Origin of the sequence: Rathayibacter sp. PhB186, assembly GCF_003751825.1 — a bacterium.
GTDB lineage: Bacteria > Actinomycetota > Actinomycetes > Actinomycetales > Microbacteriaceae > Rathayibacter > Rathayibacter festucae.
This window is the reverse complement of the sequence record NZ_RJKO01000001.1, coordinates 1,489,771-1,516,033: the sequence shown is the minus strand read 5'-3', so window position 1 is coordinate 1,516,033 and position 26,263 is coordinate 1,489,771. Positions and strand designations below refer to the sequence as shown.

Here is a 26,263-nt window from a genome sequence, read left to right as displayed (position 1 = left end):
GTGACCGCACCGCTCGACGCCACGACCTCTCCCGTCCGGCAGCGGACCTCCGGACACCGGGCGCGGATCGGCTTCTGGACCGTGGCCTGCCTCGGCGTCCCCGTCGCGCTCTTCTCCTGGTGCTGGTTCGGCTTCGCGATGGCCGAGGCGCAGTCGGAGCAGGGCAAGGCCCTCGCCGCGGGGACGACGATGGCGGGCTTCGGGGAGTCCGTCGGAGGAGTACCGGTCGCCGTCGCGCACGTCGTCGGGCTGATCGTGCTCCTCGTCCTCGCGCACAGGGCCTACCCGGGCTCGGCGCTCGTCTTCGCCGGCACTGCGGTGATCGTCGCGTCGGTCATCGGGCTCGGCGGCGCGCAGCTGCTCTTCGGCGGAGCCGTCTTCCACTTCGACCCGGAGAACCGGCAGACCTACGTGCCCTGAGACCCGGGTGCTGACGGGTCGGATCTCGATACGCCCGCTCCGCGGGCTGCTCGATCAGCATGATTCTGCACGGCGGGCCCGGCACATGCGGGCTGGTCGGAGGAGCCCCCGGGTGGCGGGTCGGGCACGTGCATGCTGGTCGAGGAGCTCTGCCCGGGGTAACACTCCACACCCGCACGCTCCCCGAGGAGCTCGGCCTGGCGGGCCCGGCACGTGCATGCTGGTCGAGTAGCCCCGCAGGGGCGTATCGAGACTCACCGCCACCGGCCGGAGAAGTGCTGAGCGTCAGACCCCGCGCGCCGAGATGACGGACACCATGCGCTCGAGCGCGAAGACCGGGTCCCGCGTCGCGCCCTTCACGTTCGCGTCGGCCTCCGCGACGGTCAGGATCGCCGTTCCCAGGCCGTCGCCGGTCCAGCCGGCCAGATCGCGGCGGGCGCGGTCCACCTGCCACGGCGCGAGTCCCAGCCGCGAGGCGATCTGACCGGACCCCTCGCGGGACCCGGCGACCTTCGCCATCGTGCGCAGCTTGCTCGCGAACGCCGCGACGATCGGCACCGGATCCGCACCCGACGCCAGCGCGTGCCGGAGCCCCAGAAGCGCCTCCCCGTGCCGGCCGGCGATCGCGGCATCGGCGACCGTGAACGCGGTGGTCTCGACGCGACCGCCGTAGTACTTCGCGACCGTCGCCTCGGTGATGTCACCGGTCACGTCGGAGACGAGCTGCTGGCAGGCTGAGGCGAGCTCGTCCAGGTCGTCGGAGAACGCCGACACCAGCGCCCGCACCGCACCGGTGGTCGCGGTGCGCCCCGCGGTGCGGAACTCCGCGATCGCGAAGTCGACCTTGTCGCTCTCCCGCTTGAGCTCGGCGCAGACGATCTCGATGCCGCCGCCGGTGCCCGAGCGGATCGCGTCGAGGAGCTTCTTGCCGCGGTTGCCGCCGCCGTGCCGCAGCACGACCGTCGCGCCGTCCGCGGGCTGGGCGAGGTACTCGATCATCTCGACGAGGAACGCGTCGGAGCACTTCTCGACGTTCGAGACGCGCAGGAGTCGCGGCTCGTCGAACAGCGACGGGCTCGCCAGCGTCAGCAGCTCTCCCGGCGCGTAGCCGCCGGCGTCGATGTCGTTGACCTCGAGACTCGGGTCCTCGGCGCGCAGGAACTCGCGGAGGAAGCGCAGGGCCCTGTCGGCGAGGAACTGCTCGGGACCGGTGATCAGCACGATCGGAGCCGGTCGCGTCTGGTTCCACGCGAGCTGCGGGATCGCCGCCTTCGAGGGGGCCGCCTTGCCGCGCGCCGGGGCTCTGCCTGCCATGCCGTCGTCCTTCCGTGACCCTCGATTCTACGAGTCCGGAGACACGCGCTGGAGAAGCGAGGAGAGGTCGCGCCGTCAGGACGGACCGCGCCGTCGCTGCCTCTCCAGGTACTTCCGTCGGTACCTGCGGGAATCGGAGAAGGCGCCGATCCCCGTTCCGACCAGCGCGACCGCGGAGAGGACGATCCACCACGGCGGCTGGTGCGGCACCGCGGCCAGGAACAGGAGGACTGCCATGTGGGCAAACATGACCAGTGGGATCGAGACACCTGGTTGGTCCTTCCGGAGTTCGGGTCGTTCCTTCCGAGTCACGCCGACTCTTTCTCCTCGTCACGCCACGTCGATCCCGTATCCAAGCAGCCGTCGGCGTCTGCGACCGACCCGCGGCGCCAGGATGCCCACACCGTCGTGAGACGCCCGCAGATCGGGTTCCGGCAGCACCGTCCTCCGCAGCGACGGGCGCCCGCTGCCGAGCGCAGCCGCGACTCCACGGCCGTGCTCGGTCGAAGCAGCCAGCGGGGCGGCGGCTCCGCTCGTCCAGACGACGACCCCCTCCGGTCGCGAGGAGAGCAGCACCGTGCCCTCCAGGTCCGTCCGCAGGGCGCGGGTGCCGCGCTCGGCGAGCAGGGTGAGCAGCGACGGGGTCGGGTGGCCGTAGGTGTTGTCAGCGCCGACCGAGACGAGCCCGATGCGGGCGCCGAGTGCGTCGTAGAGGGCCGGCGACTGGTCGGCCGAGCCGTGGTGCGCCACCTTGACGACGTCGACGCGGCCCGGATCCAGGCGCGCGAGCCGGCCCTGCTCCTCCGCGCCGAGGTCGCCGAGCATGGCCAGCGAGAGCGGACCGCCGGTGGCGTCCGCCGCGATGTCGATCCGGAGGGTCACGCTCGCCTCGTTGCCGCGGAGGGTGGTCCCCCGCTCCGGCCAGACGACCCGCCAGTGCAGCGAGCCGACCGAGCCGCTGTCGCCGCGCGCCGCCTCGCGCACCGCTGCCCCGCCGGACACGAGGTCGGCGCGATCGCGGGTGTCGCCCTCGTCCGCCACCGGGCCGACGAGCGCCTCGTCGACGCGACCGACCACGGCCGCCAGGCCGCCGACGTGGTCGAGGTCGTAGTGAGTGAGCAGGAGCAGCGCGAGGCGGTCGATGCCGAGCAGGTCGAGGCACGCGTCGAGCCGCTCCGGCAGCGGCCCGGTGTCGACGAGGACCACGCCGGCGTCGCCGCGGACCAGCACCGCGTCGCCCTGCCCGATGTCGCACATCGCCACCCGCCAGTCCGAGGGGACGGCTCCGGAGCGCAGCAGCGGCGTCGCCACGCTCGACGCTCCCCCGACGACCAGCGCCCCGACGAGCACGGTCGCTGCGACCTGTCGCGCACGCGTGAGGCGACGCGAACGGGTGACGAGCAGCAGGGCGAGCACGGTCAGGACCGTGAGCGCCAGCATCCCGCCGAGCCCGGGCAGCCAGGCGATCCGCGGCGACGGCCAGGTGGCGACGGCGCGCGCGATCGAGGCGATCCACCAGGCAGGCACGGCCGCGAGACGGATCGCGACGTCGGCGCCGCCCGGCCACCACGGCGCCAAGAGGCAGCCGATCAGTCCGAGTCCGGTGGCCACCGGGGCCGCCGGCTCGGCGAGCAGATTCGCCAGCACCCCGTAGACCGGGATCGACGGGTCGATCAGCAGGACCGCGGGCTGGCAGGCCAGCTGGGCCGCCAGCGGGACCGCGACCACCAGCGCGAGCGGACGCGGCAGCACGTCGCCGAGCCGGTCCGCGATCGGCTCCGCCGCGAGCAGCAGCCCGCCCGTCGCCAGCACGGACAGCACGAAGCCGAGCCGCCCCGCGATCGCGGGATCGATGAGCATCAGCAGGACGACACTCGCCAGCAGCGCCGGGACCGCCGCGCCCGAGCGCCGCCCCAGTCGCGCGAGCAGCACGACGCTCGCCATCACCGCCGCGCGGACGACGCTGGGCTCGGGAGTGACGAGCACGACGAAGGCGCCGAGGAGTGCCAGAGCCGACGCGGTCCGCAGGCGACGGCCCGCGCCGAGCAGCGCGGCGATGAGCCAGCCTGCCGCGACCACGACCGCGCAGTTCGCTCCGGACACCGCGGTGAGGTGGGTGAGCGAGGCGGTCCGCATGTCGTCCTCCAGATCGGACGGGAGGGCGGAGGTGTCCCCGGTCGCGAGGCCCGGCAGCAGGCCCGCCACGTCTCCCTCGAGCACCGCGGTCCTGGCGAGGAAGGCCGAGCGCAGCACCTCCGCGACCGCCGCCACCCCCACGGGCGGGCGCCGCTCGAGCACGGCGCTCGCCGTCAGGAGCGTGCTCTCGCCGACGACGCCAGGCTCCTCGGCCCGGGCCCGCAGCAATACCTCGGAGCCGACCGGCAGCCGCCCTCCGGGCTCGGCCAGGAACACCCGCACCGGCGCGGACATCGGCTGATCCTCCAGCTGGAGTGCGGTGCCGTCGAACCACACCCCGCCGGTGACGAGCGACCGCGCGGACGTCTCGACCCGGACGAGCACGGCCTGAGCCGCTCGGGACTCCGCGGCTGCCCGCAGCTCAGGAGGATGCCGATCGGGAGTCGTCACGACGACGGAGGTGACGGCCAGCGCCGCTCCCCCGAGCGCCACCGCGATCCCGGCCAGGACGACGGCACCGCGCCGCCGACGGAGCAGTCCGAGAGCCAGGACGGCGACGAGGCACACGGACCACGCGACCGTGCAGAGCAGCACCCCGCCCCCGAGAACGGCCGTGACCGGCAGCAGCCCGGTCGCCGCGGCCGCCGCCCAGGCCGAGAGTGCGAGCGGCAGCAGCCGCAGGTCCTGGGCTCGGATCACGGCGCCACTTGCTCCCGGAACGCCTCGAGCGTCTTCTCGCCGACGCCCGGCACCTCCAGCAGCTGGTCCACCGAGGTGAACGGCCCGTGCTCCTCGCGGTAGGCGACGATCTTCGCCGCCGTCGCAGGGCCGATCTCGGGCAGCTCCTCCAGCTGCGCGGCCGTGGCCGTGCTGAGGCTGACGACGCCACCTGACGAGGTCCCGCCCGCCGCGGCTCCGCCCGCTGCGGCCGGCCCCGTCCCGCCCGGCACCGCGGCGGCCCCACGCTCCGGAACGAGGATCTGCTCGCCGTCCACGAGCCGTCGGGCGAGGTTGACGCCGGCGAGCTCGGCCGGCTCCGTGAAGCCCCCCGCCGCAGCGAGCGCGTCGGCGACCCTCGCGGACGGATCGAGCAGGTAGAGGCCGGGAGCGGCGACCGCTCCGGCGACGTGCACGTAGAGCACCTCGCCCGGACTGCTGCTCGGAGCGGGCGACCCGCTTCCGCCCGGGGACGCAGGCGCTCCCGGCGGACCCGCTGCAGCACCGGCGCCACCGGTCGGCGCGAGCACCTCCGTCCGGCCGCTCGCGCGCGTCCCCGCCAGGAGCACCGCGACGACCGCCGCCGCGATCACCAGGACCACCGCCGTGCCGACCCCGATCCGCCAGCGCGAGCGCGGCCGGCGCGCGCGTCGCAGCAGTCCCGCGGGGTCGTCGGCCTGGCTCGTCTGCTGCATCCGACGACGCTAGGGCGACCCGGTTCCGGCGATCGGCGACTCCTTCGGATCAGTGGACGAGCTTCGACATCCCGTCCTGTGGAGGACGCCTGCCCCGACCGTTCAGAGCAGCCGCAGACGTCCGACGATCTTGTCCACGCGGTTCCTCGGCCCGATCAGACCGACCGCCAGGTACTCGACGAGCTCGGGCGCGGTCGCCCCGAGCACCTCCCGGTACTCGTCGTACACGCGGGTGTCCTGCGCGGCAGCGGGCATGTCGGCGACGAACGTCCCCTCGTGCGCCTCGGCCTTCGCCCGGATCGTCCGCAGGGTCGCCGCATCGGCCGCGAGGACGGTGCAGCCCGCCCACGGCAGCCCCGGGTGCTCGGAGCCCGAGCCGTCCTGCGCGGCCTGACCGAGCAGCCCGGCCACCTGAGCGCCGGTCGCGGCCGCGACGCAGACGGCGGCGTTCACCGCCCGCCCGATCGGCAGCGTCTCGTCGACCACGACCACCCACTTCAGACGGGCGGAGCGGGTGGGCGCCGCGGTGTCGATCTCGTCCTCGGCGTAGCCGACCGGTGCAGTGCTCATCGTCGTCCCTCTCTGGTCGGTCCTCCCGACCGGCCGCGCTCACGATAGGCGGATGCACGAGCGTCCCGCAGGATGTCCGTATGAACGACCAGCAGAACCGCGACGGAGTGGTCCTCGACGCGCTCGACATCGCCATCCTCCGCCTCCTCCAGTCGGATGCGCGGATGTCCAATCGCGAAGTCGCGACCGCGGTCGGCGTCTCCCCCACGACCTCCCTCGACCGCATGCGGCGCCTGCGCACCCGCGGCGTCATCCGCGGCACGACCCTCGACGTCGACCTCGCCGCGATCGGCCGCGGCGTCCAGGCGCTGATCGCCGTCCGCATCCGTCCGCCGTCCCGCGAGGTGATCGAGTCCTTTCGCGACTGGGTGAGCGGCCTCGAGCAGACCCTCGGCGTCTTCGTCACCGCCGGCAACGAGGACTTCATCATCCACGTCGCCGTCCGCGACAACGACGACCTCTACGCCTTCGTCATCGACCGCCTCACCGAGCGTCGCGAGGTCGCGGACGTCCGCACCTCGGTCGTCTACCAGCACATCCGCAACGGCTCGGTGCCGCCCGCCTGATTCGACGCGTCGGAGTCAACTCCGCTCCCACGGCAGCAGGGTCAACGACGGTTCTTCGTCCCCGCCGCCGCATCGGTGCGCAGCATCAGCGCCATCGTGGCGAAGGCGACGGCGGCGACCAGCGCCGGCAGGTGAGTCAGGGCCCCGAGCGAGACCGGGGCGGCTCCCCAGGAGACGCTGATCGCGAGCGCTGCGACGATGAACGCCGACAGATCGACTCCGAGGTGCTGCGTCGGCCGCACTGCGACCGAGGCGAGCAGCGCGGCGGCGACGATCGCGTACGCCGCCACGACGATCGCCGCCGTGTCGAGAGCACGGAGTGCGGTGAACGCCGCGTCGAACAGGATCATCGCGATCAGGAGCGAGGCGACGATGCGCCGCAAGGAGAGGTAGAAGGCCTGCATGAGCACTCCCGGGGTCAGAGGAGGAACGAGACGGCATCAACGTCGATGAGCATCAATGCCGGGAGGACACGAGAGACAGCACTCTTACACGTATGGAGACGGTGCGCCCTGGCCTGACGTCGGGCGACGGTCGGCTCGACGTCCTGGCGTCGTCAGCCCAGGCACCTTGCGGATCACGGCAGGCCTCACCGCCCGGGACAGCGAGTCGGGTCGGGAACGCCGAAGGGGCCCCTCCGGAGTGGAGGGGCCCCTTCGAGAACACCAGGTGGGCGAGAGGACCTAGGCCGGCTTCGTCACCAGGTTCACCAGGCGCGGCGCCCGGACGACGGCCGTGACGACCTCGCGGCCCTGCAGCGCCCGAGCGACACCGGTGGCCGCGCGCGCCTTCTGCTCGAGCTCGTCCGAGGAGATCTTCGGCGAGACCTCGATGCGGTCGCGGACCTTGCCGTCGACCTGCAGGATCGCGGTGATCTTCTCCTCGACCAGGAGCGTCGGATCAGCCTTGCGCCAGAGCGCGTGCGCGACCGAGCCCTCGTAGCCGAGACGGTTCCACATGTCCTCGGCCGTGTACGGCGCGAACAGGTTGAGCGCCATCGCGACGACCTCGGTCGCCTCGCGGACGGCGGGATCGCCCGCGCCGGCACCGGAGTCGATGACCTTGCGGGTCGCGTTGACCAGCTCCATCAGGCGCGCGACGACGACGTTGAACTTGAACGCCTCGATCAGCGAAGGCGACTCGGCGAGGAAGCGGTGCGTCTGCCGGCGCAGCGCCGCGTCGCCGTTCTTCCACTCCACGTCGGGCTTGGTCGTGACGTCCTTCGCCAGGCGCCAGGCGCGGGCGAGGAACTTCGCGCTGCCCGACGGCGAGACGTCGGCCCAGTCGATGTCGTCCTCGGGCGGTCCGGCGAACGCCATCGTCAGGCGCACGGCGTCGACGCCGAACTCGTCCAGCTGGTCCGACAGGCGGACGATGTTCCCCTTCGACTTCGACATCGCGGCGCCGTCCATCTGCACCATGCCCTGGTTGAGCAGCGCGGTGAACGGCTCGGTGAAGGAGACGTAGCCCAGGTCGAAGAGCACCTTGGTGATGAAGCGCGCGTAGAGCAGGTGCAGGATCGCGTGGGTGACGCCGCCGACGTACTGGTCGACGGGCGCCCACTTCTCGGCGAGCTTCGGGTCGAACGCCTGGGTGTCGTCCTTCGGCGAGAGGAAGCGGAGGAAGTACCACGAGGAGTCGACGAAGGTGTCCATCGTGTCCGGGTCGCGGCGCGCGGGGCTGCCGTCGTTCGGGTTGGCGACGTTCACCCAGTCCTCCGCGGCGCCGAGCGGCGAGGAGCCCTTCGGCTGCAGGTCCAGGCCGTCGGTCGAGGGCAGGCGCACGGGCAGTTGGTCCTCGGGGACCGGGATCAGCTCGCCGTTCTCGCCGTGGATGATCGGGATCGGCGTGCCCCAGTAGCGCTGGCGCGAGATCAGCCAGTCCCGCAGGCGGTAGTTCTTCGCCGAGCGGCCGCGGCCGCGCTCCTCCAGCAGCTTGATGACGCGCTCGATGGCGGTGCGCTTCGACAGTCCGTCGAGCGGGCCGGAGTTGATCAGGCGGCCGTCGCCGGTCAGTGCCTCGCCGGTGGTGGCCGGGTCGAGGGAGTACTCCTTCTCGAGCGCGGCCAGCTCCTCCGGGTCCTTCGGGATGACCGGGATCGCGCCGGTGACCGACGCGGTGGTGTCGACGACGACCCGCACGGGCAGGTCGAAGGCACGGGCGAAGTCGAGGTCGCGCTGGTCGTGCGCGGGCACGGCCATGACCGCGCCGTGACCGTAGTCGGACAGCACGTAGTCGGCCGACCAGATCGGCAGGCGCTCGCCGTTGACGGGGTTGATCGCGTAGCGGCCGAGGAACACGCCGGTCTTCGGGCGGTCGACGGTGAGGCGCTCGATCTCGCTCGACTTCTGCACCTTCTCCAGGTAGCTCTTGAACGCGGTCTGCAGCTCGGGCTCGGCACCCTCGACCAGCTCGGCGGCCAGGTCGGAGTCGGGCGCGACGACCATGAAGGTCGCGCCGAAGAGGGTGTCGGGGCGCGTCGTGAAGACGGTGATCCGCTCCTCGCGGCCCTCGATCTCGAACTCGACGTCGGCGCCGATCGAGCGGCCGATCCAGTTGCGCTGCATGGCGATGACCTTCGACGGCCAGGAGCCCTCGAGCTGGTTGAGGTCGTCGAGCAGGCGGTCGGCGTAGTCGGTGATCTTGAAGTACCACTGCGTGAGCTTCTTCTTCACGACGACGGCGCCGGAGCGCTCCGAGGTGCCGTCGGCGAGGACCTGCTCGTTCGCGAGGACGGTCTGGTCCACCGGGTCCCAGTTGACCCAGCTGTCCTTTCGGTAGGCGAGGCCCTTCTCGTACATCTTGAGGAACAGCCACTGGTTCCACTTGTAGTACTCGGGGTCGGAGGTGTGCAGCACGCGGTCCCAGTCGAAGGACGCGGCGTAGCGCTTCATCGAGCGCTTCTGCTGCTCGATGTTGTCGTACGTCCAGGTGACCGGGTTGAGGCCGCGCTTGATCGCCGCGTTCTCGGCCGGCAGGCCGAAGCTGTCCCAGCCGATCGGGTGCAGCACGTTGAAGCCCTGCTGGCGCCAGTAGCGCGCGATGACGTCGCCCAGCGCGTACGCCTCCGCGTGGCCCATGTGCAGGTCGCCGGAGGGGTACGGGAACATGTCCAGCACGTACTTGCGCGGGCGCTTGTCGGTGGAGTCGCCGGTCGCGAACGGCCGGGTCTCCTCCCAGATCGGGAGCCACTTCTCCTGGAGCGCGCGGAAGTCGTAGCGCTCCTCGTCGGGCGCGCCGGTCTGCTGGGAGGTCTCTTCTGCCACAGGTGTGTCCTACTTCTGTGAGGGTGGGGGTGGGCGCGCGCTCGGAGGGCGCCTGCGTCCGACCAACAACCCTACTGGCCTCTAGCGACCGGGCGACGACTCCGCCGTGACGTGCAGGTCGACTCCGAGCGCGGCCAGCAGCGCGCGGGCCTTGAGGCGGGTCTCCTCCACCTCCTCGTCCGCGACGGAGAGAGCGGTGATGCCCCCGCCCGTGCCGATCCGGGCGCGGGCGCCGTCGAGCACGAGGGTGCGGATGGTCATCGCGAGATCGAGCGAGCCGTCGCCGCCGAGCCGGCCGAACGCGCCGGCGTAGAGACCGCGCGGCCCGGCCTCCCACTCGCGCAGGAGCTCGATCGCGCGGCGCTTCGGCGCTCCCGTCATCGATCCGGCAGGGAAGGTCGCCGCGAGCAGCTCGGCCGGTCCGACACCGGGCGCGAGCTGCGCCGACACCTCGCTCACCAGCTGGTGCACGTGCGGGTAGGTCTCGATCTCGAGGAGGCGGTCCACCTGCACCGACGCGGGGGCGGCGATGCGGGCCAGGTCGTTCCGCACGAGGTCGACGATCATCACGTTCTCGGCGCGCTCCTTGACGCTCGCGAGCAGCTCGGCCCGCAGCTCCGCGTCGACGACGGGGTCGGTGCTGCGGGTCCGGGTGCCCTTGATCGGATGCGTGGCGACGCGGCCGTCGGCCGTGACGTCGAGGAAGCGCTCGGGCGAGGCGCTGACGAGGGCGAGCCCGCCGATGCGGATCAGTCCGCCGTGGTGGCTGGGGCTCGAGCGGCGCAGGCGCCGATACGCCTCGACCGGGTCGAACGCGCCCTCGACCACCACCTCGTTGGTGAGGCAGAGCTGATAGGCGTCACCCGCGCGGATCGCGGCCTGGCAGTGGGCGATCAGGGCTCGGTACCGCTCGGGACCGTGCCGCCACTCGGCGGGTCCGGACGGCTCCGCGTCACGCGGCTCGCCGACGTCGGCAGCGGTCTCGGCGAGCGCCGTCAGCGCTCGCTCCAGCCGCCGCGCCTCCTGCTCCCTCTCCGGGGAGGAGACGAGGTGCAGGATCTGCCGGGCGTGGTCGAACTCGAGCACCGGGTCGCCGCGGATCAGCGCGAGCGCGGGCGGAGCGTCGGCGTCGACGGAGGCGGGCGGAAGGGCGACGAACGGCGCACCCGCCTCGTAGGCGATCCAGCCGTACCGGCCGAGCGCCCGGTCGCCGGTGTGCTCCGTCTCCACGGCGGCGAGCGTCGCCGACACGTCCGCGCCGGGCCTGACCGTGAGCACGTCGTCCGAGGAACCGAGGAAGGAGAGGCCCTCCGCGGCGTCGCGACCGGAGTCGAGCCAGAAGGAGGTGTCCGCCGAGGCGAACAAGCCGAGGTATGCTCGCTCGGGATCGACCCAGGTCAGCTGCCGCCGGGCGGCGGAAACCTCGGGGAGCGCGGCCACTGGGCTAGCGTAGGCCGTCGTGGACGGCGAGCTGGTGCGGAAGTGGGACGGGCGGGAGCTCGGCCCTGCTGTGGACGATCCGGCCGGCGTTCTCCTCGCGGCCGACTCCTGGCTGGTGTCAGAGGGCCGCGTGCGCGGTCTCGAGCTGCACCGGGAGCGGTTCCTGGGCGCCGTCGGCGACGCCGGATCGACCCCGGGCGCCGGCTCCGATGACACCGAGGCGTTCTTCGACGCCGCGATCGCGGCGCTCCCCCGCACCGGCGACTCCTTCCCCCGTGTTGAGCTCACCGCCGAGGGTCTGCGCCTCCGGCTGCGCCCTGCCCCGCCGCGAAGCCGGACCGTCGTCCTCTGGACCAGCCCCGTGGATCCGCGCCGCACCCCGGAGCGCAAGGGACCCGACATCGCACGGCTGGCGCTCCTGCGCTCCCGTGCTCTCGCCGCCGGCGCGGACGAGGCCGTGATCCTCGGTGCCGACGGCGCCGTGATCGACGGCGCCTCGAGCGCTGTGCTCTGGTGGCTCGGCGACGCGCTGGTCGTCCCGCCCGCGAGCAGCCGCCGGGTCCGGAGCGTGACGGCCCGCACGGTCTCCGTGCTCGCGGGAGCGCTGGGCGTCGACGTCATCGAGGCGCCGGCTGAGCCGGTGGACCTCGACGGCCGCGAGGTGTGGACGGCGAACGCCCTGCACGGCCTCCGCCTGGCCACGGGCTGGGTCGACGGACCGGCGCTCGCCGCAGTGCCGGGCCGGCTCGACGCCTGGCGCCGGCGCCTGGACGCCCTCCGCCGTCCCCTGCCCTGATTCCCCGGGCGTCCTGCTCGGAGGGCGTCACCACGACCCGACGTGTGCGGCATGCCAGACGCCGTTCACCACGCGCCTGACGCGGTCGAGGTCTTCGGGGACGTGCCAGCCTCGAATCAGTCCGCTCGGCGACGCCGCCTTCGCACCGACGGTTCACCCTCTCGAGAAGGACCAGTCATGACACCTCACACCTCACCACGCCCACTCGCCTCGGGGCTCGTCGCCCTCGTCGCGACCGGTGCCCTCCTGTTCGGCGGCGCACCGGCACTCGCCCAGAGTGCGCACAGCACGCTCTCCGCGGAGAGCTCCCCGACGGGCACGCAGCCGACCATCAGGCCCCTCCCCGGGCACCAGGCCTACGACGGCCTCGTCAGCGGTGAGCAGCTCCTCCCCGGCGAGAGCATCAGGTCCAACCCGGACCCCGCCGGTCCCGCCTACGTCTTCGTGATGCAGACCGACGGCAACGCCGTCACCTACGACCCCCAGAACCACTCGGTCTACAGCACCGGCACCACCGGTGCGGGCAACCGCCTCGTCATGCAGGAGGACGGCAACGCGGTGGTCTACTCCGCCGCGGGCCGTCCCCTCTGGAGCACGGGGACGGACAACGAGCCGGACTCGTTCCTCCACATCCAGGAGGACGGGAATCTGCTCGTCTCGCGCGCGGACAGGACCCCCGCCTGGGCGAGCAGCATCAACGGCCCGATCGCCGAGCCGCCCTTCAGCACCCTCCACGCCGATGAGTCGATGCTCCGCGGACACCAGCTGACCTCGGAGAACGGACGCTTCCGGGCGGTGCTCCAGAGGGACGGGAACCTCGTCGGCTACAGCACCGCGGGTGTCGTGTGGAACACGGGCACCCGCGGCGCGGACAGCAGACTCGTCATGCAGGCCGACGGCAACGCGGTCCTGTACGCGGACGGATCCGTCAAGTGGGCCTCCGGGACGAAGGGCAGAGGCCTCCGCCTCGCCCTCGACAACAGTGGAGTGCTCTCGATCCGGAACAGGGACGACGCCGTCCTGTGGACCAGCCAGTCCGCCCTCCCCGGGTCGAGCCTCTTCGCCCCCAATCATCTCGGCGCAGGTGATCTGCTGCGATCGGACAACGGGAGGTTCCGTGCCGTGAAGCAGACCGACGGCAACTTCGTCGTCTACGACCGGGCCGCAGCGACGTGGTCGACCGGCGGTTCGGACCCGGACAGCACGTTCGTCGTGCACGGCGACGGAGTCGCGCAGATCGTGACGAAGGAAGGCGTCGCGACATGGATGGCGGCCCCCGCCTCGGGCTCGGTCGCGCCGTACCGACTCGCGATGCAGGACGACGGCAATCTCGTCGAGTACGACGGCCGCGACCAGGCCGTGTGGTCGATCCGCTGACGACACGTGCGGAGGAGCGCTCGACGACGAGGAGCAGCTCGCCCGAACGGCCCGGCTCGTGCACGACCTGCACGGACCGGGCCGTCGTCGTGCTTCAGCGGACCTGCCCGAGGGCGCGCGGGGCAGCGATCCGGTCCCCGGAGGCGGGACAGCGTGACAGGGACCCCGCGGCACGCGCCGGGCCGCGACTCCGGGTGCTCCGGCGCGCCAGGATCGAAGCAGTCCGCTCGGCGATGCCGCCCTCACCCCGACGGCACCCATCTCTCGAGAAGGAACTGCCATGACACCACACACCTCCCCACGCCCGCTCGCCTCAGGACTCGTCGCGCTGGTCGCGACCGGGGCCCTGCTCTTCAGCGCGACACCGGCCCTCGCTCAGGGCGGTCTCAGCACCGCGTCCTCGAGCGTCTCCGCCGCCCGCGCGTCGGCCCCCGACGCACTGAATCCCGGCCAGCAGCTCCTCGCCGGCCAGTCCATCGCCTCGAGCCAGTCGGGAGGCGGCTACACCTTCCGGATGCAGGACGACGGCAACGCCGTCGTCTACGACGAGGTCGGTCACGCCGTCTTCGACGCGGGCACCTCGGGGCGCGGCAACCGCCTCGTGATGCAGGAGGACGGCAACGTCGTCATCTACTCCGCCGACGGCCGAGCGCTCTGGAGCACCGGGACGGACAACGAGACGGACGCGTCTCTGATCATCCAGGCGGACGGCAATCTCGTCGTCTACCGGGAAGACGGCTCGCCGGCCTGGGCGAGCAGCGTGAACCGCAGGATCCCCCAGCCGCCGTTCAGCACCCTCTACGTGGACGACGCGCTCTCCCGCGGGCACCAGCTCACCTCGCCGAACGGACTCTTCCGCGCGGTCATGCAGCGCGACGGCAACCTCGTCGGCTACGGCCCGGACGGCGTCGTCTGGAACACCGGCACCGTCGGCACGGACAACCAGCTCCTCGTCTCCGACGACGGCTACGCCGTGATCATCGGCGCGGACGGGGGGATCAGGTGGGCGGCCGACACCGGGGGTGTGGCCAACTCCCTCACGCTCGACGACAGGGGTGTCCTGACCGCACTCGATGAGGACGGCGCCGTCCTGTGGACGAGCCAGTCCGGACTGCCCGGCGCGCAGATGTACGCCCCCAACACCCTCGCGAGCGACGGCCTCCTCCGCTCCGACGACGGCCGCTACCGCGCCGTGATGCAGGGTGACGGCAACTTCGTCGTGTACGGCCCGACCGGGGCGGTCTGGCAGACCGGCACCTCCGGCGTCGAGAGCTCGTTCGAGTTCTCGAAGGACGGGACGGCGCAGGTCGTGGCCGGCAGCGGCGCCGTCACCTGGACGGCGACGCCCGCGGGCGGCACCGCCCCGTTCCGCCTCGTCATGCAGAGCGACGGCAACCTCGTCGAGTACGACGCCCACCACCACGCGGTCTGGTCCAGCCGCTGACGGCTTCTGCAGTCCGGCTCCCGCAGTCGCGATGAGGCCCTCACTCGACGGCCCGGCCCGTGCTCGTCAGCACGAGCCGGGCCGTCGTCGTGCCCTCGGAGCAGCGCGCGAGGAGTTCGCGCACCGACCGCCGACGCCGTCCGGAAGGGCCGGGAGCCGGACCACGCGACAGAGAGCACGTGTCGAACGCCAGCGGGCGACGGGCTCGAACACAGCTGCTTCGGTGAGAGGGACGACCGCTCGGTGATACCGACCTCTCGCCCTCCACGACAACACCTCGAGAAAGAACTGCGATGACATCTCACACGTCCTCACGCCCACTAGCCTCCGCGCTCGTCGCGCTCGTCACGACCGGCGCCCTGCTCCTCGGCGCCGCGCCCGCCTCCGCTGAGGGCGCGCACGGCGCAGTCCCGGCACCCCGCTCCGAGACAGCACGCGCGGGCGACTCCGCGACCTCCAACACCCTCGAGGCCTCCGCCCAGCTGTCGCCGGGACAGTCCATCGCCTCCGGCGGACCCGGGGGCGGTTACACCTTCCGGATGCAGGACGACGGGAACGCCGTGACGTACGACCAGGCCGGCCGAGCCGTCTTCAGCACCGGCACCTCGGGGCGCGGCAACCGCCTCGTGATGCAGGAGGACGGCAACGCGGTGATCTACTCCGCCGACGATCGCCCGCTCTGGAGCACCGGGACCGACATCGAGCCGGACTCGCGCCTCGTCATCCAGGCGGACGGCAACCTCGTGCTCTACCGCGTCAACGGCTCTCCCGCCTGGGCCAGCAGCATCAACGGCCTGATCGCCGAGCCGCCGCTCAGCACCCTCCTCACCTACGAGATCCTGCACCGTGGTCACCAGCTCACCTCACCGAACGGACGGTTCCGCGCGGTGATGCAGCGGGACGGCAACCTCGTCGGCTACGGCCCCGACGGTGTCGTCTGGAACACGGGGACTCGCGGGACCGACAACTGGCTGGGCGTGAGGCCGGACAGCATCACGGTCGGGCGCGAGGACGGGACGCGGAAATGGGTGGCTGAAACGGGGGGCGGGGTCGACCACGTCACCCTCGACGACAATGGCGTCCTGAACGTCCTCGACGAGGACGACGCCGTCCTGTGGACGAGCCGGTCCGGACTGCCCGGCGCTCAGCTGTACGCCCCCAACACCCTCGAGGTCGACGACCACCTCCGCTCCGACGACGGCGCCTACCGTGCCGTGATGCAGGCCGACGGCAACTTCGTCGTCTACGGCCCGACCGGAGCGATCTGGCAGACCGCCACCTCCGGAGTCGAGAGCTCGTTCCAGTTCTTCCGGGACGGGACAGCAGAGGTCGTGGCCGACAACGGCGCCGTCACCTGGACGGCGACACCCGCCGCCGGCGGTGACGGCCCGTTCCGCCTGGTCATGCAGAGCGACGGCAACCTCGTCGAGTACGACGGACAGGGCCACGCGATCTGGTCCATTCGCTGACCCCGCCGCGATCGACGCGTCGGCGGACGCGCTGACGTCCCCCTCCGATGGCCCGGCTCGTGCACACCCTGTACGCGCCGGGCCATCGGCGTTCTCACGCGCAAGGTCCGGCCGTGCGCGACTCCCCCTCAGAGGGCAGAAGCGGGACGACGCGACAACGACCCTGCGCCCCGCGCCGGAACGCATCGAAGTCCAGCAGCAGTGCTTCGGTGAGAGGGAAGACCGTTCGGCGATGCCGCCTCGTCGACGGCGGTGCCGATCTCTCGAGTAAGGAACTGCCATGACGTCCACCTCACATCCACGCTCCCTCGCCTCCGGACTCGTCGCGCTCGTCGCGGCGGGAACCCTGCTCCTCGGCGCGACACCCGCCCTCGCCGAGAGCGCCGTCGGAGCAGCATCCTCGACGAGCGGCGCTCCCGCCTGGTCCGCCGGCGCCGGGACGACCGCCGAACCGCCGCACGACACCCTCGGCACCGGCGGCACCCTCGCGCCGGGCGACCAGCTCACCTCGAAGAACGGGCTGTTCCGCGCGGTCATGCAGACCGACGGGGACCTCGTCGGCTCCGGGCCCTCCGGCGTGATCTGGCACACCGGCACCCACGGCGCGGGCAACCGCTTCGTCCTGCAGAACGACGGTGACGCCGTCGTCCTCGGCGCCGACGGCTCGGTGAAGTGGACGTCCGGCACCAGCGACGACACTCTCACCGTCCAGCTCGACGACAGCGGAGTGCTGATGCTCGTCGACGACGAGGGCGACCTGGCGTGGGACAGCCAGTCCCAGCTGCCGGGGTCGGTCCTGTACGCACCGAACTACCTCTCGGCCGGCGACGTGCTGCGCTCGGACGACGGTCGGTACCTGGCGGTGATGCAGTCGAACGGGGACCTCGTCGTCCACGGTCCGACGGGCACTGTCTGGCAGAGCGGGACCTCCGGCATCGACAACGCGCTGCACGTCGCCGAGAACGGAGTCGCGTCGATCTACGACTGGAAGGACACCGTGCTCTGGACGAACGGTCCCGCCTCCGGTGCGGTCGGACCGTTCCGGTTCGTGATGCAGAACGACGGCGCCCTCGTCGAGTACGACGGCCAGGGCCACGTCGTCTGGTCCAGCCGCTGACGGCAGCGGACAGCGGGCTCCGCCGAGGCGGTCGGCCCTGCTCCGACGGCCCGGTCGTGCGCATCCCGCACGAACCGGGCCGCCGTCGTGAAGGCCCGAGGTCGGGGCGACGGGCTAGCGAGTGCCTCCGAGATGCCGACGAGCGCTGGACCGGGACACGGCGTCCCGAGCGCACGCCCGATCCCGCCCCCGCGTGCGAGCATTCGAGGATCCGATCGGCGATGCCGACCTCTCGAGAAAGATCTGCGATGACGCCTCCCTCTTCCTCCCGCTCCACCGGGCCCTCCCGATTCGTCGGCTCCGGGCTCGTCGCGCTCGTCGCGACCGGAGCCCTCCTCTTCACCGCGACGCCCGCGGTCGCCGAGGAGGCGGTGCAGCAGACGCTCTCCTCCTCCTCCGACTCGGCTCCTGCGCTTCAGACGAACGCCGACCCGCAGTCCCGCGCCGCCGGCGCGTACTACAACGCGCTCGAGGGCGGCGAGGAGCTCGCCCGCGGCGAGAGCATCGTCTCCGACGATCCCGGACCCGCCTACGAGTTCGTGATGCAGACCGACGGCAACGCCGTCACCTACGCGCCCGACGGCCGCGTCGTCTTCGCGACCGGCACCGCCGGCCGCGGCGACCACCTCGCGATGCAGACCGACGGCAACGTCGTGATCTACTCCGCCGACGACCGGCCCGTCTGGAGCACCGGCACGAACGACGAGCCCGGTGCGTACCTGATCATCCAGGAGGACGGCAACCTCGTCGTCTCGCGTGAGAACGGCTCCCCCGCCTGGGCGAGCAGCGTGAACGGGAGGATCGCCGAGCCGGCGACCGACACCCTCTTCACCGGCGAGACCCTCCGCGGCGGACGCCAGCTCACCTCGGCCGACGGCCGCTTCCGCGCCGTGATGCAGACCGACGGCAACTTCGTCGGCTACGGCCCGCAGGGCGTCGTCTGGAACACCGGCACCCGCGGCGCCGGCAACCGCCTCGTGCTGCAGACCGACGGCAACGCCGTGATCTACGGTCCCGACAACTCGGTCCAGTGGTCCTCCGGCACCCGCGGCAGCGACCTGCGGCTCGGCATCAACAACGCCGGATCGCTGATCATCGTCGACCAGGTCGACACCGTGCTCTGGACCAGCCAGGCGCAGCTGCCCGGCTCGAGCCTCTACGCCGAGAACGGACTCGCCGCCGGCAGCCTCCTCCGCTCGGCCAACGGCGTCTACCGCGCCGTGATGCAGGGCGACGGCAACTTCGTGGTCTACGGCCGCTCCGGTCCGATCTGGTCGACGGGCACGTCCGGCGCGGGCAGCTCGTTCAACCTCTACGAGGACGGCTTCATGGCCGTCGTCCGCGGCGACGGCATCGGCACCTGGACGGTCACGCCCCGCGCCGGCGCGGTCGCCCCGTTCCGCCTCGTCATGCAGGACGACGGCAACCTCGTCGAGTACGACGGACGCAACCAGGCGGTGTGGTCGAGCCGCTGACCGCGGTCGACTCGACGCTCCTCTGATCGGGTCCCGCCTCCCGCGGGCCCGCACCGACGGCCCGGCTCGTGCATCCCCTGCACGAGCCGGGCCGTCGGCGTTCCCGGACGGCGCGATCCGCTGCCAAGGGCGGACCGCCACCTCCGGCGTGCGGCCCGCAGCGGCGCACGGTTCGTCGCGGCTCCCCCGCGGGACGCATGATGGAGGGGTGAGCGACGCCGGCGACTTCATCCGCACGGCGCTCGAGTACGAGGGCGACGTCTGGCGGGCGCAGGACGTGCGCGAGCGGCTCGACGCGGGGCTCGACTCCACCGGCGCCTCCGTCGGCGCCGTGCGCGGGACCGTGCGGGACGCGCTGAAGAAGTTCCGCGGGCTCGAGCACGACGACGTGACCGCGCTGTCGTCGGAACTGTGGGCTCCGCCCGTCTTCGAGACGCGGCTGGCGGCGGTCGTCCTGCTGCAGTCGCGGGCGGCGCTCCTGCGGGCCTCCGATCTGACCCGGCTCGAGGGCTTCGCTCGGGACTCGCGGGTCGACGAGCTCGGCGATCCCCTGGCCGTCGATGTGATCGCTCCCCTGCTGTCCACGCTGGCGGGCCCTGCTCGCACGCGGGCCGACGCGGTTCTCGACCGCTGGGCCGTCGAGGGTGACCGCCTGGCGCGCGTGTCGGCGCTGGCACGAGCGACGCGCTGACGGCCGCGCTGCGGCGGCTCGGTCCTTCGATCAGGCGCTGGCCGCGGTGCCGTCCGCGATCGTGATCCGCCGGTCGACGGCGAGGGACGCGGGGACGCGGTGCGCGATCAGCACGACCGTGCGGCCCGAGGCGGCATGCAGCAGGTCGGCGAGCAGCGCGTCCGCGACCGGCGCGTCGACCGAGGCGGTGGGCTCGTCGAGCACCAGCACGTCGAAGTCGGCGAGCAGGGCGCGGGCGAGCGCCAGGCGCTGCGCCTGACCGCCCGAGACGAGCGAGCCGCGCTCGCCGACCCGGGCGTCGAGACCGCCGCGGGCCGCGGTCCAGGAGGCGAGGCCCACCCGCTCGAGGACGGCGGTCAGCACCGCGTCGTCGGCCTCGGGCCGGGCGAAGAGCAGGTTCTGCCGGATCGTGTCGTCGAAGAGGTAGGGCTGCTGCTCGACGAGGCCGACCAGCCGGCGCAGCTCGTTCTGGGGCAGCGTGCGCGCCTCCACCCCGCCGATCCGGTAGGAGCCGGTGTGGTCGAGGAAGCGGACGAGCGCGTGCGCGAGCGTCGTCTTGCCCGAGCCGCTGCCACCGGTGACGAGGATCCGCTCGCCGGCCCGGAGCTCGAGCGAGACGTCGCGGAGCGCGGGCGTCGCGACTCCGGGCCAGGAGACCGAGAGGTCGCGGAGGACGATGTCGCGGCCGAGCGGGACGGCGGCCGACGGATCGACGTCGGCGTCGGTCGCCAGCGCCGGCGACGCGGCCTGCGCGTCGAGGTCGGCGAGCCGCTGCGCGCTCGAGAGCGCCGAGCGCGCGCTCTGCACGGCGAGCGGCGCCGCGGCGGCGACCTCGAACACGGCGAGCGGCACCAGGGCGAGCACCCCGAGCGCGGGCCCGCCGAGCTCGCCGACCGCGGGGATCCCGAGCGCGAGACCGGCCCACACCGCGCCACCGGAGCACAGCGCGAGGACGGCGGCGGCGAGCCCGGTCGACGCCGCGCGCCGGCGGGCGGCCCGGGTGAGCGCCGCCTCCGCCTGCGCGACGTCGGCGATCGCCGCATCGGCCGCGTCGAAGGCGATCAGCACGTCGAGCCGGGTGACCAGCAGGTTCAGGCGCTCGGCCAGCTCGCCGCGCAGCGGCGCCAGCTCGCGGTCGGCGCGCGCCGAGACCAGCCCCGAGCCGAGGGCTCCGCCGGCGAAGGCGAGCACGAGCAGACCGAGCAGCACGGCGCCCATCGCGGGCAGCAGGAGCCAGACTCCCACCACCGCGGCGGCGGAGACCACGGCGGAGACGACCAGCGGCTGCACGATCCGCAGCGGCACGTCCTGCTGGGCGTCGACGTCGGCGACCACCCGCGAGACGAGATCGCCGCGGCGCACCCGACCGAGGCCGTCCGGCGCCACGGGGACCAGCCGGTCGTAGACGCCGGCGCGCAGCTCGGCCAGCGCGCGGAACGCCGCGTCGTGCCCGGACAGGCGCTCGAGGTAGCGGAAGAACGCCCGCGAGAGCGCGAACGCACGCACGCCGACGACGGCCATCGAGAGGAAGAGGATCGGCGGCTGCTCGGCCGCCCGCACGATCAGCCAGGCCGAGCAGGCGAGCAGGGCGACGACCGACGCGGACGACAGCAGCCCGAAGGACAGTCCGGGGAGGAAGCGCCGCGGCGCCGGCATCGCCGCCCGCAGCACCTCGGTGCGGTTCACAGGAGCACCGCCTCGGCGGGGGCGAGCGCCAGCACGGCGTCGGCGGCGGCGATCGTCGCCGGGCGGTGCGTGGCGACGAGCACGATCACGCCCTCGTCGGCGAGTGAGCGGAGCCCGGCGAGCAGCGCGCGCTCCGACTCCTCGTCGAGCGCGGCGGTCGGCTCGTCGAGGGCCAAGACGGTGCAGCCGCGCTCGAGGACGCGGTGCACGGCACGCGCCACGGCGACGCGCGCCGCCTGCCCACCGGACAGTCCGCTGCCGTCCGCGTCGATCCGCCGGCTCGGATCGAGGTCGGCGCTTGCGACGGCCAGCGCCCGCAGGACGCGCTCCGGGTCGGGCGAGCGCGCGCCGAGCGCGACGTTCGAGCCGACGGTCCCGGGCAGCAGATCGGGCCGCTGCCCCGACCAGGCGAGCCAGTCGCGGCCGGTCGACTCGTCGACGGCGACCCCGCCGAGGGCGATCGAGCCGGTCGCGGGAGCGAAGCCGGCGAGGGCGGCGAGGAGGGTCGACTTCCCGGATCCGCTGGGCCCGGTCAGCGCCGTGATCGAGCCGGCGGGCAGGACGGCGTCGACGGGCGCGAGCACGCGGCCCGCACCGTCGTCCACCGCGAGCCCGCGCAGCTCGAGCGCCCCCGAGCGACCGGGCACCGCGGTTCGCCCGGGGACGGTCGCCGCCGCCTCGATGATCGCGAAGGCCTCGTCCGCCGCCTGCACGCCGTCCGCCGCCGCGTGGAACTCGGCGCCGACCTGGCGGACCGGCAGAAAAACGTCCGGCGCCAGCACCAGTACGAAGAGCCCGATCGCGAGTCCGAGCGAGCCGTCGACCAGCCGCAGCCCGATCGACACCGCGACGAGCGCGACCGAGAGCGAGCCGGCCAGCTCGAGGACGAAGCTGCTGACGAAGGTCACCCGCAGCACCTTCATGGTGTGCACGCGGTAGTCCTCGGTCAGGGCGCGGATGCGGGCGCTCTGCCGCTCCGCCCGTCCGAAGATCTTCAGCGTGGCCAGTCCGCCGACCGTGTCGACGAAGCCGGAGGCCAGCGCCTGCAGGCGGCTCCACTGCCGCTTCTGCACCGCCTGGGTCGCCCAGCCGATCAGGATCATGAAGACCGGGATCAGCGGCAGCGTCACCACGAGGAAGAGCGCGCTGAGCGGATCCGCGAGGAAGACCACGAGTGTCAGGATCGGCGTGGTGATCGCGGTGGCGATCAGCTGCGGCAGGTAGCGGGCGAAGTAGCCGTCGAGTGCGTCGAGCCCGCCGCCGAGCAGCGCGACGACGCCGCCCGAGCCACCCGTCCGGCCGGCCGGCCCGAGCGCGACCAGCGCGGCGAGGACCGCCGACCGCAGCTGCGCCTTCGCGCCGGCGCCGCCCCGGGCGGCGTTCACCTCGACGGCCCAGGCCAGCACCGCGCGCACCGCGACGACGACCAGCAGCGCCGCGAGTGACGGCGCCAGGTCGGCCGCCGATCGCCCGCCGACCGCCCCGGCGACGAGCTGCGCCACCAGCCACGCGAACGCGACCGCGGTCGCCGTGCGGGCCAGCGCGAGCGCCCCGCCGAGCACGAGGAACAGCCGTGCGGAGCGGGCGTAGCGGAGCAGTCGGGGGTCGAGGGGCTTCACGGTCGCGATCGGTCAGTGCGCGTCGACCGGGATGTGGCTCCGGGTGATGCGCTTGCGGAAGATCCAGTAGGTCCAGGCCTGGTAGCCCACGATGAGCGGGACGAAGACCAGCGCCGTCCAGCTCATCACCTTCAGGGTATAGGGCGTGCTCGAGGCGTTCTCGATGGTCAGGCTGTTGGCGACGTCGTTCGAGGCGGGCATCACCGCCGGGAAGAGCGTGGTGAACAGCGCGAGCACAGCGAGGCCGATCGTGCCGGCCAGCAGGGCGAAGGCACGGCCCTCCCGCCCGCGGACGTTCGCGAGCCAGGCGAGCACCAGGGTGGTTGCCGCGGCGATCGACAGCAGCCAGGACGGACCGCTCCCCTGGGCCAGGTTCGTCCAGCCGAGGAACACCGCGGCGACCGCGATGGTCACCAGCCCCGCCCGCGTCGCCAGCCGGCGCGCCCGCTCGCGGATCTCGCCGTCGGTCTTCAGCGAGACGAACACGACGCCGTGGGTGAAGAAGAGCAGGAGCGTCGTCGCGCCGCCGAGCAGCGCGTACGGGTTCAGCAGATCGAAGACCGTTCCGATGTAGTTGTGGTCCGCGTCCAGCGGCACGCCCTGCACGATGTTCGCGAAGGCGACGCCCCAGAGGAACGCGGGCACGGCCGAGCCGATCACGATCATCGTGTCGAACCGCTTCTTCCAGGCGGCCTCCGGACGCTGGTGCCGGTACTCGAAGGAGACGCCGCGGGCGATCAGCGCCAGCAGGATCAGCAGCAGCGGCAGGTAGAAGCCGCTGAAGAGCGTCGCGTACCACTCGGGGAACGCGGCGAACATCGCCGCTCCCGCGACGATGACCCAGGTCTCGTTGAGGTCCCAGACCGGCCCGATCGTGTTGATCAGGACGCGGCGGTCGGTGTCGTCGCGGCCGAGGAACGGCAGCGACATCCCGACGCCGAAGTCGAAGCCGTCGAGGACGAAGTAGCCGATGAAGAAGACGGCGACGATCCAGAACCAGAGCGTGGCGAGATCGAGCGATCCGAGGTCCATGTGCGCAGTGCCCTTCTCAGTAGACGGTGCCGACGAGCTGCGGGCGACCGCTCTCCTCGTCGATCTCGGGGGCGTCGTCGGGGCCGGCCTGGGCCGCCCGCTTGATCAGCCGGAACTCGACGACCGCGAGGGTGCCGTAGATGGCGGTGAAGGCGATCAGCGAGATCAGCACCTCGAGGCCGCTGACCCCGGGCGAGACGCCGTCCGCGGTCTTCAGCAGGCCGAAGACGAGCCAGGGCTGGCGGCCCATCTCGGTGAAGACCCAGCCGACGATCATCGCCATCAGCGGCAGCGGTGCCGCCCAGATCGCGATCTTCCACATCCACTGCTTCGGCTCGCGGCCCTTGCGGGTGAACCAGAGGCCGGCGGCGGCGACGCCGATGGCGAGGACGCCGAGCGCCATCATCCAGCGGAACGACCAGTAGGTGACCCAGATGATCGGCGTGTAGTCGCCCGGGCCGTAGACCGCGCTGTACTGCGCCTGCAGGTCGTTGATGCCCTCGACGGTGCCGGTGAAGGTGTGCGTCGAGAGGAAGGAGAGCAGATACGGGATGCGGATCGAGAAGAGCTCGCTCGAGCCGTCGGGGGTGCCCCAGGTGAAGATCGAGAACGAGGCGTCGACACCGGTGGACGTCTTGTACAGCGCCTCCGCGGCCGCCATCTTCATCGGCTGCGTGTCGACCATCGCGAGGCCGAGCGAGTCGCCGGTGAAGAGGGTGAGACCGCCGCTGATCAGCATCATCCAGGCGCCGAACTTCAGTGCCGGGCGCATCGTCTCGAGGTGCTGGTTCCGCGAGAGGTGGTAGGCGGCGACGCTGACGATCACCGCGGCCGAGACCATGAAGCAGGCGAAGATCGTGTGCGGGAACGCGGCGAGCGCGACCTTGTTGGTCAGCAGGGCCCAGATGTCGGTGAGCTCGGCGCGGCCCTTGGCCTCGTTGATCCGGAAGCCGACCGGGTTCTGCATGAAGGCGTTCGCGGCGATGATGAAGTAGGCCGAGAGCGTCGTGCCGAGCGTGGTGAGCCAGATCGTCGCGAGGTGCAGCTTCGCCGGGAGCTTGTCCCAGCCGAAGATCCAGAGGCCGATGAACGTCGCCTCGAGGAAGAACGCGAGCAGGCCCTCGAAGGCGAGCGGGGCGCCGAAGACGTCGCCGACGAAGCGGGAGTAGTCGCTCCAGTTCATCCCGAACTGGAACTCCTGGACGATGCCGGTGACCACGCCCATCGCGAAGTTGATCAGGAAGATCTTGCCGAAGAACTTCGTCAGCTGCAGGTAGTGCACGCGGCCGGTGCGCACCCAGCAGGTCTGGAAGATCGCCACCGTGAGCGCCATGCCGATGGTGAGCGGCACGAAGAGGAAGTGGTAGATCGTCGTCAGGCCGAACTGCCAGCGCGACAGGAGGAGCGGGTCCAGGAGTTCGTTCACGGCTCCGAGCCTAGGTCGGCCGGAGGGGCGCGATGCCCTCGGATCCCAGTACTGGGGCGGATGTGCGCCTCCCGCGGTGCCCCCGGCGACACCCTTCCGGGGCGGTCCGAGCCGCCCGCCGCCGACCCGCGCGTCAGTGACGTCTCGACGTCGAGACAGAGCGTCTCCACGTCGAGAGATCTCCTCCCGTGGGCCCGGTCGAGCAGCGCCCGCGTCCGTCAGAGGGTCGGCGACGGACCTCTCGACGGCGAGCGATCGCTCGCGACCCCGCTTCGCGCTGTCGAGCTCGCACCTTCACAGGTCTTTCACAGCTGCTCCGGCGTCCCGCGTCCGCACTGAGAGATCGTGCGCCGTCACCGCGCGACGCTCGCGGCTCCTGCTCGGCCGCGCCCCCTACGATCGAGGGATGCCGAGCAAGGGGAGCTACGCCAAGGGCGTCGCGAAGCGCGAGGAGATTCTGCAGACCGCCCTGGAGGTGTTCTCGCGGCAGGGGTACCGCAAGGCCTCGCTGCGCGAGATCTCGGAGGAGGTCGGCCTGACGCAGGCGGGGCTCCTGCACTACTTCGACTCGAAGGAGGAGCTCTTCGCCGAGGTCCTCCGCAAGCGCGACGACACCGACCGCGCCGTCTACGACCTGGAGCGGAAGGGCGATCAGGCGATCGAGCAGGTCGTGAAGCTGATCCGCCACAACAGCGAGGTGCCCGGTCTCGTCCATCTCTACGCGACGCTCTCCGCCGACGCGACCGACGAGTCGCACCCCGCGCACGAGTTCTTCATCGAGCGCTACCGGACGGTCAACGAGGTCTTCGCCGCCCGCGTCAGCGAGGACCAGAGCGAGGGGCTCATCGCGGCCGACATCGACCCCGAGCTCGCGGCGAAGATGATCACCGCGCTCTCCGACGGCCTGCAGGTGCAGTGGCTGCTCGACGACCGGGTCGACATGGGCTCGATCGTCGAGACCTTCTGGTCGCTGCTCAAGCGGGTCCGCTGAGATGCCGGAGCGCACG

The 26,263-nt window shown here is 72.3% G+C and carries 22 protein-coding genes; 10 read left to right on the top strand and 12 right to left on the bottom strand.

The features are described 5' to 3' along the window. A complete protein-coding gene (locus EDF45_RS07065) occupies window positions 1-420 on the top strand; it encodes a hypothetical protein (RefSeq protein ID WP_123735446.1) in 420 nt (139 codons plus the stop codon). Window positions 421-705: 285 nt separating this feature from the next. Here EDF45_RS07065 and holA read toward each other — a convergent pair whose 3' ends face one another. The 5 genes from holA to EDF45_RS07045 form a co-directional block, all read right to left on the bottom strand. After that, complete coding sequence (holA, locus tag EDF45_RS07060) at window positions 706-1,734, bottom strand: DNA polymerase III subunit delta (RefSeq protein WP_123735445.1); 1,029 nt, start codon at window positions 1,732-1,734, stop codon at window positions 706-708. Between the two features lie 75 nt (window positions 1,735-1,809). Beyond that, on the bottom strand, window positions 1,810-1,971 hold the full coding sequence (locus tag EDF45_RS21190; protein WP_185020108.1) for a hypothetical protein: 162 nt from the start codon (window positions 1,969-1,971) through the stop codon (window positions 1,810-1,812). Between the two features lie 93 nt (window positions 1,972-2,064). Beyond that, complete coding sequence (locus EDF45_RS07055; protein ID WP_123735444.1) at window positions 2,065-4,569, bottom strand: ComEC/Rec2 family competence protein; 2,505 nt, start codon at window positions 4,567-4,569, stop codon at window positions 2,065-2,067. Further along, a complete protein-coding gene (locus EDF45_RS07050; protein WP_123735443.1) occupies window positions 4,566-5,282 on the bottom strand; it encodes a ComEA family DNA-binding protein in 717 nt (238 codons plus the stop codon). The genes EDF45_RS07055 and EDF45_RS07050 overlap by 4 nt, the downstream gene beginning before the upstream one ends. Before the next feature lie 102 nt (window positions 5,283-5,384). After that, entirely contained in the window at window positions 5,385-5,852 is a 468-nt protein-coding gene (locus EDF45_RS07045; protein WP_123735442.1) for a DUF2000 domain-containing protein, read from the bottom strand. An 80-nt stretch (window positions 5,853-5,932) separates the two neighbouring features. Between EDF45_RS07045 and EDF45_RS07040 the strand changes: the two genes are divergently transcribed. Beyond that, window positions 5,933-6,418: an Lrp/AsnC family transcriptional regulator gene (locus EDF45_RS07040; RefSeq protein ID WP_123735441.1), complete on the top strand. Its 486-nt coding sequence runs from the start codon at window positions 5,933-5,935 to the stop codon at window positions 6,416-6,418. Between the two features lie 41 nt (window positions 6,419-6,459). On the opposite strand, the gene EDF45_RS07035 is transcribed toward EDF45_RS07040, so the two are convergent. The 3 genes from EDF45_RS07035 to EDF45_RS07025 form a co-directional block, all read right to left on the bottom strand. Further along, entirely contained in the window at window positions 6,460-6,822 is a 363-nt protein-coding gene (locus EDF45_RS07035) for a hypothetical protein (protein ID WP_123735440.1), read from the bottom strand. Window positions 6,823-7,101: 279 nt separating this feature from the next. Next, complete coding sequence (gene leuS, locus EDF45_RS07030; protein ID WP_123735439.1) at window positions 7,102-9,684, bottom strand: leucine--tRNA ligase; 2,583 nt, start codon at window positions 9,682-9,684, stop codon at window positions 7,102-7,104. Between the two features lie 81 nt (window positions 9,685-9,765). Continuing rightward, entirely contained in the window at window positions 9,766-11,124 is a 1,359-nt protein-coding gene (locus EDF45_RS07025; RefSeq protein ID WP_260311895.1) for an anthranilate synthase component I family protein, read from the bottom strand. 19 nt (window positions 11,125-11,143) lie between these two features. On the opposite strand from EDF45_RS07025, the gene EDF45_RS21715 reads away from it, so the two are divergent. The 7 genes from EDF45_RS21715 (at window position 11,144) to EDF45_RS06985 (ending at window position 19,493) form a co-directional block, all read left to right on the top strand. Next, entirely contained in the window at window positions 11,144-11,920 is a 777-nt protein-coding gene (locus EDF45_RS21715) for an aminotransferase class IV (RefSeq protein WP_148060237.1), read from the top strand. 177 nt (window positions 11,921-12,097) lie between these two features. Next, window positions 12,098-13,297, top strand: coding sequence for a hypothetical protein (locus EDF45_RS07015; protein ID WP_165909221.1), 1,200 nt, complete (start codon window positions 12,098-12,100; stop codon window positions 13,295-13,297). A gap of 280 nt (window positions 13,298-13,577) precedes the next feature. Then, window positions 13,578-14,741, top strand: a complete 1,164-nt coding sequence (locus tag EDF45_RS07010; protein ID WP_123735436.1) for a hypothetical protein — start codon at window positions 13,578-13,580, stop codon at window positions 14,739-14,741. A gap of 293 nt (window positions 14,742-15,034) precedes the next feature. Then, window positions 15,035-16,210: a hypothetical protein gene (locus EDF45_RS07005; RefSeq protein WP_123735435.1), complete on the top strand. Its 1,176-nt coding sequence runs from the start codon at window positions 15,035-15,037 to the stop codon at window positions 16,208-16,210. Between the two features lie 280 nt (window positions 16,211-16,490). Next, the gene (locus tag EDF45_RS06995; RefSeq protein WP_148060236.1) at window positions 16,491-17,327 is read left to right on the top strand and encodes a hypothetical protein; all 837 of its coding nucleotides are present in this window, start codon (window positions 16,491-16,493) and stop codon (window positions 17,325-17,327) included. A gap of 248 nt (window positions 17,328-17,575) precedes the next feature. Further along, window positions 17,576-18,802, top strand: a complete 1,227-nt coding sequence (locus tag EDF45_RS06990; protein ID WP_185020107.1) for a hypothetical protein — start codon at window positions 17,576-17,578, stop codon at window positions 18,800-18,802. Between the two features lie 208 nt (window positions 18,803-19,010). Further along, the gene (locus tag EDF45_RS06985) at window positions 19,011-19,493 is read left to right on the top strand and encodes a DNA alkylation repair protein (RefSeq protein WP_123735431.1); all 483 of its coding nucleotides are present in this window, start codon (window positions 19,011-19,013) and stop codon (window positions 19,491-19,493) included. 30 nt (window positions 19,494-19,523) lie between these two features. On the opposite strand, the gene cydC is transcribed toward EDF45_RS06985, so the two are convergent. The 4 genes from cydC to EDF45_RS06965 are packed head-to-tail and all read right to left on the bottom strand — an operon-like array spanning window position 19,524 to window position 25,256. Beyond that, window positions 19,524-21,179 (bottom strand): thiol reductant ABC exporter subunit CydC, encoded by a 1,656-nt coding sequence (gene cydC, locus EDF45_RS06980; protein ID WP_260311892.1) that lies wholly within the window; start codon window positions 21,177-21,179, stop codon window positions 19,524-19,526. Further along, window positions 21,176-22,798 carry a thiol reductant ABC exporter subunit CydD gene (cydD, locus tag EDF45_RS06975; protein WP_123735430.1) on the bottom strand — a complete coding sequence of 541 codons (1,623 nt, stop codon included), beginning with the start codon at window positions 22,796-22,798 and terminating at the stop codon, window positions 21,176-21,178. Before cydD ends, cydC begins: the two co-directional genes overlap by 4 nt. Before the next feature lie 12 nt (window positions 22,799-22,810). Beyond that, the gene (gene cydB, locus EDF45_RS06970; protein ID WP_123735429.1) at window positions 22,811-23,830 is read right to left on the bottom strand and encodes a cytochrome d ubiquinol oxidase subunit II; all 1,020 of its coding nucleotides are present in this window, start codon (window positions 23,828-23,830) and stop codon (window positions 22,811-22,813) included. A 16-nt stretch (window positions 23,831-23,846) separates the two neighbouring features. Continuing rightward, the gene (locus EDF45_RS06965) at window positions 23,847-25,256 is read right to left on the bottom strand and encodes a cytochrome ubiquinol oxidase subunit I (RefSeq protein ID WP_123735428.1); all 1,410 of its coding nucleotides are present in this window, start codon (window positions 25,254-25,256) and stop codon (window positions 23,847-23,849) included. Between the two features lie 406 nt (window positions 25,257-25,662). Between EDF45_RS06965 and EDF45_RS06960 the strand changes: the two genes are divergently transcribed. Then, on the top strand, window positions 25,663-26,247 hold the full coding sequence (locus EDF45_RS06960; RefSeq protein ID WP_123735427.1) for a TetR/AcrR family transcriptional regulator: 585 nt from the start codon (window positions 25,663-25,665) through the stop codon (window positions 26,245-26,247). Window positions 26,248-26,263 lie beyond the last annotated feature (16 nt).

What these genes read in the sequence shown, in the direction of transcription:
- holA (WP_123735445.1), bottom strand. Translation starts at nt 1,734, where the DNA reads ATGGCAGGCAGAGCCCCGGCGCGCGGCAAGGCGGCCCCCTCGAAGGCG.
- EDF45_RS21190 (WP_185020108.1), bottom strand. Translation starts at nt 1,971, where the DNA reads ATGGCAGTCCTCCTGTTCCTGGCCGCGGTGCCGCACCAGCCGCCGTGG.
- EDF45_RS07050 (WP_123735443.1), bottom strand. Translation starts at nt 5,282, where the DNA reads ATGCAGCAGACGAGCCAGGCCGACGACCCCGCGGGACTGCTGCGACGC.
- EDF45_RS07045 (WP_123735442.1), bottom strand. Translation starts at nt 5,852, where the DNA reads ATGAGCACTGCACCGGTCGGCTACGCCGAGGACGAGATCGACACCGCG.
- EDF45_RS07040 (WP_123735441.1), top strand. Translation starts at nt 5,933, where the DNA reads ATGAACGACCAGCAGAACCGCGACGGAGTGGTCCTCGACGCGCTCGAC.
- EDF45_RS07035 (WP_123735440.1), bottom strand. Translation starts at nt 6,822, where the DNA reads ATGCAGGCCTTCTACCTCTCCTTGCGGCGCATCGTCGCCTCGCTCCTG.
- EDF45_RS07015 (WP_165909221.1), top strand. Translation starts at nt 12,098, where the DNA reads ATGACACCTCACACCTCACCACGCCCACTCGCCTCGGGGCTCGTCGCC.
- EDF45_RS07010 (WP_123735436.1), top strand. Translation starts at nt 13,578, where the DNA reads ATGACACCACACACCTCCCCACGCCCGCTCGCCTCAGGACTCGTCGCG.
- EDF45_RS07005 (WP_123735435.1), top strand. Translation starts at nt 15,035, where the DNA reads ATGACATCTCACACGTCCTCACGCCCACTAGCCTCCGCGCTCGTCGCG.
- EDF45_RS06995 (WP_148060236.1), top strand. Translation starts at nt 16,491, where the DNA reads ATGACGTCCACCTCACATCCACGCTCCCTCGCCTCCGGACTCGTCGCG.
- EDF45_RS06990 (WP_185020107.1), top strand. Translation starts at nt 17,576, where the DNA reads ATGACGCCTCCCTCTTCCTCCCGCTCCACCGGGCCCTCCCGATTCGTC.
- cydB (WP_123735429.1), bottom strand. Translation starts at nt 23,830, where the DNA reads ATGGACCTCGGATCGCTCGATCTCGCCACGCTCTGGTTCTGGATCGTC.
- EDF45_RS06960 (WP_123735427.1), top strand. Translation starts at nt 25,663, where the DNA reads ATGCCGAGCAAGGGGAGCTACGCCAAGGGCGTCGCGAAGCGCGAGGAG.